Below are 12,966 nucleotides of genomic sequence, written 5' to 3'. Positions count from 1 at the left end.
GTGCGGTCACCCTCATACCGCAACACATTTTGTGTCTAAAACGCGAAAATCAGAAGCACGGAAAAGTTTGTCTGCTTATTATTCATCCCAGCGGATCGGATCCGCCATCGACTCGTTCCAATCGGTCACGGCAACCCGGCAAAAGTTCGGGAATGTTCTTGATGCGCCGCAATGGCCGAACGACTCTTCCGCGCCTCCTGGAAACATAAGTAGCAGAGGATGACCATGCCTTACGCCACTCTAGAACCCGCAGTCATGGGTTGGATGCCGCCTCAGCCGAGACCCGTTCAGGCCGAGGTCAAACGCATCGCGATTCTGCTGTTCGATGGATTCTCGCTCCTGGGCGCGGGGATCGTCGCTGAAGTCTTTCATATGGCGAACGAGCTGTCGTCGGCGAAGACCAAGACCGATTGCACCTACGACGTGCGCTTCCTGTCCGTCGAAGGCGGCAACGTCGCGTGTTCGTCGTCGGTGCGCGTCTGGACCGACGGTCTCGATGCACGCCACTACGGCGGCTTCGACGCACTGTTCGTCGCGGGCGGCCGTGGTGCCGACGAAGCAGCCAAGGACGATCGCATCATCGAATGGGTGCGCCGTGTGAATTCGAAGACCACCGTGGTCAAGGCGATCTCCGACGGCCGCAAGGTGCTGGAAGCGGCGGGTATCGTCGGCGCGCCTGGCGCACACGACGGCCAGCGCTACGGCAACGCCATGATCCATCTCGTGCGCGACGACCAGACCGCCGACGCTGGCGATCGCTATGAATCGATGAAGGGCGCGCTCCTTATCGTCAAGCGCGATCTCGGACTCGACGTCTCGCGCAATGTCGCCGAACGCCTGATGCCCGGTTCCGCCGCCAAGCTCGTCTCGATTCTCGGCGACAGCGGCGCCGCTTCCGCAGGCGACAAGATCCGCGCCGCCGCACGCTGGCTGCAGGATAACTGCGAACGTCCCATCTCCGTGGTCGATGCCGCGCAAGTGGCGGCCATGAGCGAACGCAACTTCCTGCGCCGCTTCAAGATCGAGATGGGCATCACGCCGTCCGACTATCTGTTGCAAGCGCGCCTCGCCGTAACGTGCGCACTGCTGACGGATTCGGAACTGCCCGTCGACAAGATCGCGCGCCGCAGCGGCATGGGCAACGGCGACCGTCTCGCCAAGATTTTCCGCAAACGTCTGCTGATCTCGCCGACTGAATATCGGATGCAGAGCAGACGCGAAGCGAATGTCTGACTAATCGAAGGAACGCGCTGACCATTTGCGGTACGCCGAACATAGATGGCGTAAAGCATCGAACAAATGGCCGAACTATCGCGTTCTGTGAACCAATCATTCTCGGGCAGCACACGCTGCGCTCGCGAAACCGCAAGCAGGAGTCCTTATGACGAATGAAGCAAACACGGCAGGCGAAGTTAAGACGGGCACGGCAGACGCAGCGGCAGCGTGCCGCCGGATCGTTCCTGTCATTCTCGCTGGCGGCTCGGGCACGCGCCTGTGGCCGATGTCGCGTGAACAGTTTCCGAAGCAACTGATCGGCATTGTCGGCCGTGACTCGCTGCTTCAGGCGACCGTCGGCCGTATGAAGGATTTCGCCGGCGACTTCAAAGTTGCAGCCGAACCGATCATCGTGTGCGGCGAAGAACATCGCTTCACGACGGAAGAGCAGACACGCGAATCCGGCGTGAAGGCGCACATCATCGTCGAACCGGCTCGCCGCGATACCGCGCCCGCGCTGACGCTGGCTGCACTCGCCGCCTGCCGCGATGGGCGCGACGCGATCATGGTGGCGATGCCCGCCGATCATTCGATCGCCGATATCCCCGCGCTGCATCGCGCAATCGCGATTGCAGCGGAACACGCGGAGCGCGGCGTGATCGCCACGCTCGGCATTCCGCCGACGCGTCCCGACACCGGCTTCGGCTATATCCGCCTGGGCGGCGCGCTGGAAGACGGCGCACATCAGATCGATCGCTTCGTCGAAAAGCCCGCTGCCGAACTCGCGGCGCAATACGTCGCGGCCGGTACGTACTGGTGGAACAGCGGCATCTTCGTCGTGCGCGCGAGCGTGTGGCTGGCCGCGCTGCAAAAGCTCAACGGCGACATGCACGCAGCCTGCTGCGCGGCATCGAGCGATGGCACCGACGACGGCAAGTTCTTCCGTCCGCAGGCAGGCCACTTCGGCCGCGCACCGTCGGACTCGATCGACTACGCCGTGATGGAACACATCGGCACCGCCAACACGCCGTGCGAAGGCGTGGTCGTGCCGCTGGTCGCCGGCTGGTCCGATCTCGGTTCGTGGGACGCCGTGTGGGACGCGATGGACAAGGACGATTCCGGCAACGTCGCCAGCGGCCGCGTGATCTTCGAAGGCGCGACCTCCAGCTATGCGCGCTCGGAAGGCGGACGCCTCGTGGCCTGCGTCGGCACGACCAACATCATCGTGGTCGAAACGGACGATGCGGTGCTGGTCGCCGACCGCTCGCGCGTGCAGGACATCAAGGGTCTGGTCGCGCGTATTCGCGAGCAACACGCACCGGAAGCCGATGCTCACCGCAAGGTGCGTCGCCCGTGGGGCTTCTATGACTCGATCGAACATGGCGAGCGATTCCAGGTGAAGCGCATCGTGGTGTCGCCGGGTTCGAAGCTGTCGCTTCAGATGCATCACCACCGCGCGGAACACTGGATCGTGGTGTGCGGCACGGCGCTGGTCACGCGTGGCGAAGAGACGTTCCTGCTGAGCGAAAACGAATCGACCTTCATTCCGCTCGGCGTGCGTCACCGTCTGGAAAACCCCGGCAAGATGCCGCTCGAAATCATCGAAGTGCAGTCGGGCAGCTATCTGGGTGAAGACGACATCGTCCGTTTCGACGATACGTACGGACGCAGTTAAGCATCAGGAAGTGCAGGTCTCCTTCGCATCGCGGCGTCGAACGACACGAAGACCGTGAGCGAAGGAGGGCTTTGAAGGGCCAGCGAAAGCTGACAAGGGATCGGATTGCGTTCGGGGAAATGACATGCGCGATTTACAGGGATTGTTAGCGCGCCTATTCGACGTCGCCATGATCGTCTTAGGTGCGGCAGTAGCGTCGCAGATCAGGTTCGAGTACATCGAGGCGCACACCTATTCGGTGGCGTTCGTCGCGTTCGCCGCGGCATTCTCGCTCGCGCTCTTTCCTGGCTTCGGCGTGTATCAGTCGTGGCGCGGCCGCAGCAAGCTGCAACTGGCTTGCCAGGTATCGCTCGGCTGGCTGGTCGTGCAGGGCTGTGCGCTGGTGCTGATGTTTTCGCTGCATCGTCTGGATTACGTGTCGCGTCTGTGGTTCGCGTACTGGACGGCGATGGCGGGCGGTCTGGTGATCGCGGGCCGTCTGATTTCGCATGCCATTCTTGCGCATGTGCGTCACGCCGGCATGAACCTGCATCAGGTCGCGATCGTCGGGTGCGGCAAGCATTGCGATTCCGTCGTGCGCAAGATCGATAGTCAGAAGGATTCGGGTTTCCGCGCGGTGGCCGCGTTCAACGCGACGCCGGAAACGCATCTGAACACGCGCGTTCCCGTGTTCGAAGAGCACGATGCCTTCGTGAACTACGTGCGTACGCAGAACGTGCATGAAGTGTGGCTGGCGCTGCCGCTGTCGCAGGAGAAGACGATTCTTCGTTTCACCAATGAATTCCGCGACGACCTCGTCAACGTGCGATTCATTCCTGACGTACGCAGTCTCGCCTTGTTCGAATCGGGCGTGACGGATCTGCTGGGCGAAGCCGCGATCAATCTGGTTGCCTCGCCGCTGTCCGCCAGCGCCATGTTGCAGAAAGAGATTTTCGACCGCATGTTCGCCGCTGCCGCGATCATCGCCGTCGCGCCGTTGCTGATCGGTATCGCGCTCGCAGTGAAGCTGACCTCGCGCGGTCCCGTGTTTTTCAAACAACGCCGTAAAGGCGCGGATGGCCGCGTCTTCACCATCTACAAGTTCCGTTCGATGCGTCTGCACACGGAACAGGCCGGAGTGCTTCGCCAGGCCACGCGCAACGATCCGCGCGTGACCCGAGTCGGAGCGTTCCTGCGCCGTACCAGCCTCGATGAGCTGCCGCAGTTCTTCAACGTTCTGCGCGGCGACATGTCGGTCGTGGGCCCGCGTCCACACGCGCTCGAACATGACGACCTCTATCAAAAGGTCGTATCGGGGTACATCCATCGTTACCGGATCAAGCCGGGAATTACCGGCTGGGCTCAGGTCAACGGCTTTCGTGGTGAAACGGATCGGATCGAAAAGATGGAAGGACGCGTCGCTCACGATTTGTACTACCTCGGTAACTGGTCGTTCGGCCTCGATATGCGAATCATCGCCGCGACGATCTTCAAGGGACTACGCCACACCAACGCTTACTGATGCAGGGGACGACCATCATGCACAACGTACAACAACCGGGCACCACCACCATGGCCGCCAATCTCAACGTATCAAAGCTGTTCCGGGTGTCGAGCCTGGCTGCGGCCGCTTCGCTCTGCGTGCTGTTCGCAGGCTGCAGCGCGGCTCCCGGCATGCACTTCGACAAGCCGGCAGCGCTTGCCGAAACCTCGAACGCGGATGGTGATGTAGCCACCGCACAAAACATTCCCATCACGCCGATCGACCTGTCGCTCATTCGCAAGATGAAGGCATCGCAGCCGGCCGTGACGGACGATCCGAATTCGTCGCTGTATGGCAAGCCGGGCGCGTACAAGCTCGGTATCGGTGACGTGCTCCAGATCACCGTGTGGGATCACCCCGAACTCGTCGCCGCACTCGGCCAGCCGCAGCAGCAGACGCGCACGTCCGACGCCGCGCCCGGTTTCGTGGTCGACGCCGACGGCAACGTGCAGTTCCCGTATGTAAATCGTCCGATCCACGTCGTGGGCAAGACGGAAACGCAAGTGCAGCGCGAGCTGTACACGGAGCTGTCGAAAGTATTCGTGAAACCGCAGGTGACGGTGCGCGTTGCATCGTTCCGTGCGGGTCAGGTCTACATCGACGGCGATGTTCGCACGCCGGGGGCTCAACAAATCAACGACATTCCGATGACGTTGCCAGAAGCCATCGGCCGTGCGGGCGGTTTCGCACCTACGGCGGATCAAAGCCGTGTCACTCTTATCCGTGACGGCGTGACGTACCACATCAACATGGCCGGCATGACCTCGAAGGGCCGCAGCCCCTCGGACATCATGCTCAAGCCGGGCGATGCACTGCGTATCGATTCGCGTGACGACAACGGCGTGTACGTGATGGGTGAAGTGACCAAGCCCGCCACCGTGATTCCGATGAAGAACGGCAAGCTGACGCTCTCCGACGCGATTTCGCAAGCGGGCAGCTTCAATGCCGAGACGTCGGACCCGAAGCAGTTGTACGTGATCCGTAATGGTCAGTCCGATCAGCCCGAGGTGTATCACCTCGACGCGAAGTCGCCGGTGTCGATGCTGCTCGCGAACGGTTTCGAACTGCAGCCGCATGACGTCGTGTATGTCGATAACAACGGCCTCGTCCGCTTCAGCCGTGTGTTGAATCTGCTGCTTCCGGCGATCAACGCAGGTCTGACGGCGGCGGTGCTGACCAAGTAAGCCAAACGCCGGCGCGGGGATGCGCCGGCAAAACCAGTGCGATCCATAGAAAAGCGAGCGAGAAGACCATGGCCATGAACTTCGACACACGATACACGGACGTCTCAACAGGCGACGAGTTGCGATTATCCGATTATCTAGCTGCCGTTCTCGGCAACTGGAAGCTCGTGACAATGATCACGCTCGCTGTGATCGCACTGGGAACCGCCTACGCGTTCATCGCGCCGCCGACGTACAAGGCGGATGCGCTGATCCAGGTGGAAGAATCGGCCGTGGCGGGCAACAACAACAACGCCAATGCGAACGCGGTGCAAGCCGTGTCGCAAATGTTCGATGCCAAGTCGACCACCGCTGCGCAGATCGAACTGCTGCGCTCGCGTCTGGTGGTGGACGACACGGTGCGCCGCATGCACCTCGATATCAGCGCGGTGCCGCACTCGCTGCCGTTCGTCGGCGGCCTGGTGGGCAGCGCGTTCAATCTGTTCCATATGCCGATTCCGGCGGGCTATCTGTCGCACTTCGCATGGGGCGACGAACAAATCGACGTGCCGCTGTTCGACACGCCGAAGGAGTTCTACGACAAGAAGTTCACGCTGGTCGCCGGCGACAACGGTACGTACGCACTGAACGACCCGGACGGCGTGGCGATTCTCACCGGCAAGGTCGGTCAGGAAGCCAACGGCGTGACGCCGCAAGGCCCGGTCAAGCTGATAGTGGACAAGCTAGTCGGCGCCCCCGGCGTGCAGTTCGAACTGACGCGTTTCTCGACACTGACGACCATCGACAATCTGCAGAAGCGTCTGACGGTCGCTGAAACGGCGCTGCAGTCCGGCATCATCGGGCTGAGCCTGGAAGGTGGCAATCCGAAGGAAGTGGCGCAGATCGTCAACAACATTGCGAATCGCTATGTTGCTCAGGACTCCAACAAGCGTTCGGCGGAAGCGGAGCACACGCTTGCGTTCCTCGACCAACAACTGCCGGTCCTGAAGAAGCAACTCGACGATTCGGAACAGAAGTACAACAACTTCCGTAACAAGCAAGGCACGGTCGATCTGTCGGAAGAAAGCCGTCTGCTGCTGCAACGTATTGTCGATAACAAGACCAAGCTGTCGGATCTGCAAGCGCAACGTGCCGAACTGTCGCTGCGCTTCACCGCGAATCACCCGTCGGTGCAGGCACTCGATGCGCAGATCAACGCGCTGTCGGGTCAGCAGGCGCAAATGGCGAAGAACGTTTCGACGCTGCCGGATACGGAACAAACCGCACTGCGTTATCTGCGTGATGTGCGTGTCAACACCGAGCTGTACACGAACCTGCTGAACAGCGCGCAACAACTGCGTATCGCCAAGGCTGGCCAGATCGGCAATGTGCGCGTGGTCGACTTCGCACAGACGCCGGATGATCCGGTCCGTCCGAAGCGTTTGATCGTCATCCTGATTTCTGCTGGCGTGGGTCTGGTGCTGGGCGTGATCGTCGCGTTTGTTCGCAAGTCGCTGTATGGCGGTGTCGAGCGTCCGGAAGAAATCGAGCGTCAACTCGGCGTGCGTGTGTTCGGCATCGTGCCGCGTTCGAATACGCAGCTTCGTCTGCAACGCAAGGTGGGTGATCGTCGTGAAGGTCTGCATGTGCTGGCCGCGCAAGCACCGGAAGATGCAGCAGTGGAAGGCATTCGTGGTCTGCGTACGTCGCTGCAACTGCAAATGGCCGATGCGCGCAACAACGTCGTGATGCTGACGGGCTCGCGTCCGGAAGCCGGCAAGTCGTTCCTGTCGGTGAATCTGGCGACGCTGGTGGCATCGACCCGTAAGCGCGTTCTGCTGATCGACGGCGATATGCGCCGTGGCGATATCCACTCGCACTTCGGCGTGCGTCATTCGCCGGGTCTCTCGGATGTGCTGATGGGCGCAGACGTGATGAGTTCGATCCTGCACGATGTGTTGCCGGGCGTTGACCTCATCACCAAGGGTTCGCTGCCGTCGCATCCGGCCGAACTGCTGGCGAGCGACCGCCTGGGTGAAGTGCTCGAACAACTGAAGCAACTGTATGACCTCGTGATCGTCGATACGCCGCCTGTGCTGGCTGTCACCGACGCAACGGTCATCGGCAAGCACGCGGGCACCAGCCTGCTCGTCGTGCGGCATGGCAAGAACCAGGTGCAGGAAATCGGCGAGACGATGAAGCGCCTGCACCACGGCGGCGTGAACATGAAGGGCGTTCTGCTGACCGATGTCCCGCAATCGAAGATGTTGATGGGCAGCACGTATGCCGGTTACTACGGCTACGAGAGCATCGCCGAGTAAATAAAACACCGTACTAAAACAATGTATGGCGCGCTGGCCGCGCGCCGCCTTCAGACCGCATATATCGAGGTTTCGCATGGACCGCAAAGTCGCTTTGATCACGGGTATCACGGGGCAAGACGGGTCGTATCTTGCCGAGTTGCTGCTGGACAAGGGTTACGAAGTGCACGGCATCAAGCGCCGCAGCTCGCTCTTCAACACCGACCGTATCGACCATCTGTATCGTGATCCGCATGATCCGGACCAGCGTCTGTTCCTGCATCACGGCGACCTGACCGACTCCACCAGCCTCGTGCGCATCATTCAGCGCGTGATGCCGGATGAAATCTACAACCTCGCGGCGCAATCGCACGTTGCCGTGTCGTTCGAAGAACCGGAATACACGGCCAATGCCGACGGCCTCGGTGCGCTGCGTATCCTTGAAGCAATCCGCATTCTCGGTCTGGAAAAGAAGACGCGTTTCTATCAGGCTTCGACGTCCGAACTGTATGGTCTCGTGCAGGAAATTCCGCAACGCGAAACCACGCCGTTCTATCCGCGCAGCCCGTACGCCGTCGCCAAGCTCTACGCGTACTGGATCACGGTGAACTACCGCGAAGCGTATGGCATGTACGCGTGCAACGGCATTCTGTTCAACCATGAATCGCCGGTGCGTGGCGAGACGTTCGTGACGCGCAAGATCACGCGCGCCATCGCTCGTATCGCCGTGGGTTTGCAGGACGATCTGTACCTCGGCAACATGTCCGCGCTGCGTGACTGGGGCCACGCACGCGACTACGTCGAAATGCAATGGATGATGCTGCAACAAGAGCAGCCGGAAGACTTCGTGATTGCAACGGGCGTGCAGTACAGCGTGCGTGAATTCGTGCAGCAAGCGGCCGCCGAACTCGGCGTGCACGTGCGCTTCGAAGGCACGGGCGTGGACGAAGTGGGTATCGTCGATCGCGTCGACAGCAAGGACACGAAGCTCAAGCCGGGTCAGGTGATCGTCAAGGTCGATCCGCGCTACTTCCGTCCGACCGAAGTCGAAACGCTGCTCGGCGATCCGACCAAGGCGCACACGAAGCTGGGCTGGAAGCCGGCCACGTCCTTCCAGCAACTGGTGAAGGAAATGGTTCGCGCCGACTATCAGATCGCTCGTCGCGATGCACTCGTGACGCTCGCCGGTTTCAAGGCTCTCGAACATCACGAGTGAGCGTCATGGATAAGAACGCACGCATTTTTGTGGCGGGACACCGCGGCATGGTGGGTTCGGCGCTGGTGCGCCGGCTCACCGAAGCCGGGTATCAAAATATCGTGACGCGCACCAAGGCGCATCTCGATCTGACGGATCAGGGCGGCGTGAATCTCTTCTTCGAAGAAGAGAACATCGACGTGGTGTTCCTCGCAGCGGCACGCGTGGGCGGAATTCTGGCGAATTCCACCTTCCCCGCGTCGTTCCTCTACGAGAACCTCGCGATCGAAACCAACGTGATTCAGGCGGCCTGCAAGTGGAACGTGTCGAAGCTGGTGTTCTTCGGCTCGTCCTGCATCTACCCGAAGAACTGCCCGCAGCCGATCCGCGAAGAGTACTTGCTGACCTCGCCGCTCGAACCCACGAACGAGGCGTATGCCATCGCCAAGATCGCGGGTCTGAAGATGTGCGAGGCGTACAACAAGCAATACGGCACGCGCTTTGTGTCGGTCATGCCGACCAACCTTTACGGTCCGAACGATAACTACGACCTGAAGAGCAGCCATGTGCTGCCGGCACTGATCCGCAAGGCGCACGAAGCGAAGCAACGCGGCGACGCGACGCTGCCGGTGTGGGGCTCGGGCACGCCGCGCCGCGAGTTCCTGCATGTGGACGATCTGGCCGGCGCGGCCACGTATCTGATGGAGAACGACGTCAGCGAGGGCGTGTTCAACGTCGGCGTGGGCCACGATCTGACCATCCGCGATCTGGCGGAAATCGTCTGCCGCGTGGTGGGCTTCGAAGGCAAGCTCGTGTTCGATCCGAGCAAGCCGGACGGCACGCCGCGCAAGCTGCTGGATGTATCGAAGCTGGGAGATATGGGCTGGAAGGCGTCGATCGAACTCGAAGACGGCATTCGCGCAACCTATGCCGACTTCCTCGATAAGTACGCGTCGATGCAGCAAACGGCTGTAGCTGCCTGAAAAACAATGATAGCGGGCCGACTGCCCGCACATCTTCTTCCAGGACACTATTAGAAAATGAATGCTTCAGTGACCATCTTTCATAACGTGGTGTGGTCGCGGCACAAAGGGGAAGTTCTCTCCGCGCTCCACAGCATTTCGGGGTCCGGCTCGATCCGCTACTCGATGGTGCAGATCGCGGACACGGAGCACGATCGCATCGGCTTTTCGGATGTCGATTATTCGTTCCACCGTTACCCGATGAAGAAGCTCTACGAGGGCTGCTACGAAGACGTGCCCGCGTGGCGCATGACCATGCGCCTGACGTGGGAAGTGCTGACCACCAAGGCCGATCTGGTGGTGTTGCCGGGCTATCACCGTCCGGAGTATTGGGCGATGCTGCTTGCCTGCATTCTCACCGGCAAGCGCCGCGCCGTGTTCTGCGACTCGACCGGCCGCGACAACCCGCGCCGCATGCTGACTTCGGTGCCCAAGCGCGTGTTCTTCTCGCTGTGCGATGGCTTCTTCGCCTTCGGCGAGCGTAGCCGCGAGTATCTGATGTCGCTCGGCGCGAAGAAGGAAAAGATCTTTATTCCGTGCCAGGCTGCCGCGCTGCCGCGTTCGTTCTCGCCGGAAACGGTGGTGCCGGATCGCATCGAGCATCGCGCGAGCGTGGGCAACAAGCCGGTGTTCCTGTTCGTCGGACGTCTTTCGGCGGAGAAGGGAATTAACACGCTGGTCGATGCGTTCAAGCAATTGAAGACCAGCATTCCCGATGCCGAACTGCGTCTGGTCGGCACGGGTCCGCTGGGCGATCAGCTCAAGCAGCAAGTGGCGGAATCGGGTCTGTCGGATTCGGTGAAGTTCCTGGGCAGCTTGCAGGATGCACCGCTCTCGCGCGAGTACTTCAGCGCGACGTGCATGGTGCTGCCGAGCACGCGCGAACCGTGGGGCCTCGTGACCAACGAAGCGCTGAGCCACGGCTGCCCGGTGGTCGTGAGTGAGAGCTGCGGCTGCGTGCCGGAACTGGTGGTGGATGGCGTGTCGGGTTACGCATTCCCGGCGGGCGACGTCGCCGCGCTGCATCGAACGATGCTGAAGTCGCTGGAAGCGTTCGCGGATACGGCTGGCGTCGCGCGCCGCTGCACCGATGTGATCCAGCGATTCGACCCGCCGTCGGCGGCGGCGAATATCGCACGAGGCTGCGCGTTGTTGCTGATGCATTGATTGGCGAACGCCATGAATCGAAGGAGGTTTTTCAAGCTGTGATAGAAGCCGCCAGCGCGTGACTCTTGCGCGCCCGGCGGTAAGCGCTTTGCACGGACGGCGAGGACACCCCCGGCATCAGAAGCGCGACAAGTCGGGCGAGGGACCAAATGAGAATATTGATCTACGGGCTGAACTACGCGCCGGAACTGACCGGTGTAGGCAAGTACACATCGGAGATGGCGGAAGCGCTGGCTGAGAGCGGTCATGACGTGCGCGTGGTTTGCGCGCCGCCGTACTATCCGGAATGGAAGATCGGAAAGGGCTACAAAGGCTGGCTGCATCGGATTGAAACGATGCGTGGCGTGCGGATCTGGCGTGCGCCGATCTGGGTGCCTAAGAAGCCGAACGGCAAGAAGCGCATGCTGCATCTTGCTTCATTTGCGCTGAGTTCGTTGCCTGCGCTGATTGCGCATGCGGTGTGGCGTCCTCATGTGGTGATGGCAGTCGAGCCGAGTCTCATTCATGCGCCTGCCGCGTTGGCGCTCGCACGTCTGACGCGCGCGCGCACGTGGCTCCACATTCAGGATTACGAAGTCGATGCCGCGTTCGATCTCGGTTTGCTCAAGAGCAAGCGCGCTTCGGACATGGCGATGTCGTTCGAAAGCAGTCTGATGAAGCGCTTCGATGTGGTGTCGTCGATTTCGGACAAGATGGTCGAGCGTGCGGTGACCAAGGGTGTGGATCGCACGAACGTTTTTCATTTGCCGAACTGGGTCGATACGGGAGCGATTTTTCCGCTGGACCGGGCGAGTGAGTTTCGCCGCGAGTTGGGCATCGGCGAGCATACGGCCGTGGTGCTTTATTCCGGCAATATGGGCGCGAAGCAAGGCCTCGAAGTGGTCGCCGATGCGGCAGTCGCCTTGAAGGCGCGTGAAGATATCGTGTTCGTGTTCTGCGGGAATGGTTCTTCCAAGGCTGATTTGCAACGGCGTTGTGCTGATCTTCCTAATACGCGGTTCCTGTCCTTGCAGCCTATCGAGCGCTTGAACGAACTGCTCAATCTTGCGGATATTCATGTCTTGCCGCAGCGTGGCGATGTGGCTGATCTGGTGATGCCTTCCAAGCTGACCGGTATGTTCGCCAGTGCGCGCGCGGTTGTGGCGATGGCGCATCGCGGGACTGAATTGCACGAGGCTGTTTTTGAGCGCGGTGAAGTGATCGAGCCTGAATGCGTTTCGGCTTTGACCGACGCGATTACTAAGCTCGTTGCCGATCCGGTCTTGCGTGCGCGGCATGGGGAGCGAGGGCGCCTCTATGCGCAGGAGCGGTTGTCGCCGGCTTCGGTTTTTGCCCGGTTGGAAGATCGGTTGATTTCGCTGATTGGCGCAGTGAGGCCGCCGCATGTGGCGGATGCTGATGTGCGGATCAAGGAGGCTTCTGTTGATGCGGCTTCGGCTTCTGCTGCTTCTTCTTCGGAACTCACGCGGGTTGGTCGGATGACCGAGGCGCCAATCTTGCCGCAGGTTGAGAAGATCGATTGATGCTTTTTTGCTGCTGCTTTTGGCTTGCTGTTTATGCAGTAGCCGCCTCCCCGGCGGGGGGGTAACTTTCTTTGCTGCTGCAAAGAAAGTCACCAAAGAAAGCAGCCTTTTCAACCAGACAGTGCCCGTTGAAAAGGCAAGTGGATTAAAGGTCTCCGTAGGTGACAATAGCTCGCCCCCACGG

At 60.8% G+C, this 12,966-nt stretch carries 9 protein-coding genes; all 9 read left to right on the top strand.

Features of this window, described 5'->3' with window-relative positions; genetic code table 11:
- Positions 1-225: 225 nt before the first annotated feature.
- The 9 genes from P7F28_RS14430 to P7F28_RS14390 all read left to right on the top strand — a co-directional run bounded on the left by P7F28_RS14430 (position 226) and on the right by P7F28_RS14390 (position 12,782).
- Positions 226-1,233 carry a GlxA family transcriptional regulator gene (locus P7F28_RS14430; protein WP_277185201.1) on the top strand — a complete coding sequence of 336 codons (1,008 nt, stop codon included), beginning with the start codon at positions 226-228 and terminating at the stop codon, positions 1,231-1,233.
- A 148-nt stretch (positions 1,234-1,381) separates the two neighbouring features.
- Positions 1,382-2,890, top strand: a complete 1,509-nt coding sequence (locus P7F28_RS14425) for a mannose-1-phosphate guanylyltransferase/mannose-6-phosphate isomerase (RefSeq protein ID WP_277185200.1) — start codon at positions 1,382-1,384, stop codon at positions 2,888-2,890.
- Positions 2,891-3,014: 124 nt separating this feature from the next.
- Positions 3,015-4,391, top strand: a complete 1,377-nt coding sequence (locus P7F28_RS14420) for an undecaprenyl-phosphate glucose phosphotransferase (protein ID WP_277185199.1) — start codon at positions 3,015-3,017, stop codon at positions 4,389-4,391.
- A 50-nt stretch (positions 4,392-4,441) separates the two neighbouring features.
- Complete coding sequence (locus P7F28_RS14415; RefSeq protein ID WP_277185202.1) at positions 4,442-5,596, top strand: polysaccharide biosynthesis/export family protein; 1,155 nt, start codon at positions 4,442-4,444, stop codon at positions 5,594-5,596.
- 68 nt (positions 5,597-5,664) lie between these two features.
- A complete protein-coding gene (locus P7F28_RS14410; protein ID WP_277185198.1) occupies positions 5,665-7,896 on the top strand; it encodes a polysaccharide biosynthesis tyrosine autokinase in 2,232 nt (743 codons plus the stop codon).
- Between the two features lie 76 nt (positions 7,897-7,972).
- Complete coding sequence (gene gmd, locus P7F28_RS14405; RefSeq protein ID WP_277185197.1) at positions 7,973-9,091, top strand: GDP-mannose 4,6-dehydratase; 1,119 nt, start codon at positions 7,973-7,975, stop codon at positions 9,089-9,091.
- Positions 9,092-9,096: 5 nt separating this feature from the next.
- Positions 9,097-10,053: a GDP-L-fucose synthase gene (locus P7F28_RS14400; RefSeq protein WP_277185196.1), complete on the top strand. Its 957-nt coding sequence runs from the start codon at positions 9,097-9,099 to the stop codon at positions 10,051-10,053.
- A gap of 57 nt (positions 10,054-10,110) precedes the next feature.
- Positions 10,111-11,259 (top strand): glycosyltransferase family 4 protein, encoded by a 1,149-nt coding sequence (locus P7F28_RS14395; protein ID WP_277185195.1) that lies wholly within the window; start codon positions 10,111-10,113, stop codon positions 11,257-11,259.
- Positions 11,260-11,408: 149 nt separating this feature from the next.
- The gene (locus tag P7F28_RS14390; RefSeq protein ID WP_277185194.1) at positions 11,409-12,782 is read left to right on the top strand and encodes a glycosyltransferase WbuB; all 1,374 of its coding nucleotides are present in this window, start codon (positions 11,409-11,411) and stop codon (positions 12,780-12,782) included.
- The last annotated feature ends 184 nt before the right edge of the window (positions 12,783-12,966 follow it).

This window comes from Caballeronia sp. BR00000012568055, assembly GCF_029439455.1.
GTDB lineage: Bacteria > Pseudomonadota > Gammaproteobacteria > Burkholderiales > Burkholderiaceae > Caballeronia.
The sequence above is the reverse complement of the archived record's forward strand: the minus strand, read 5'-3'. Positions and strand labels throughout refer to the sequence as shown.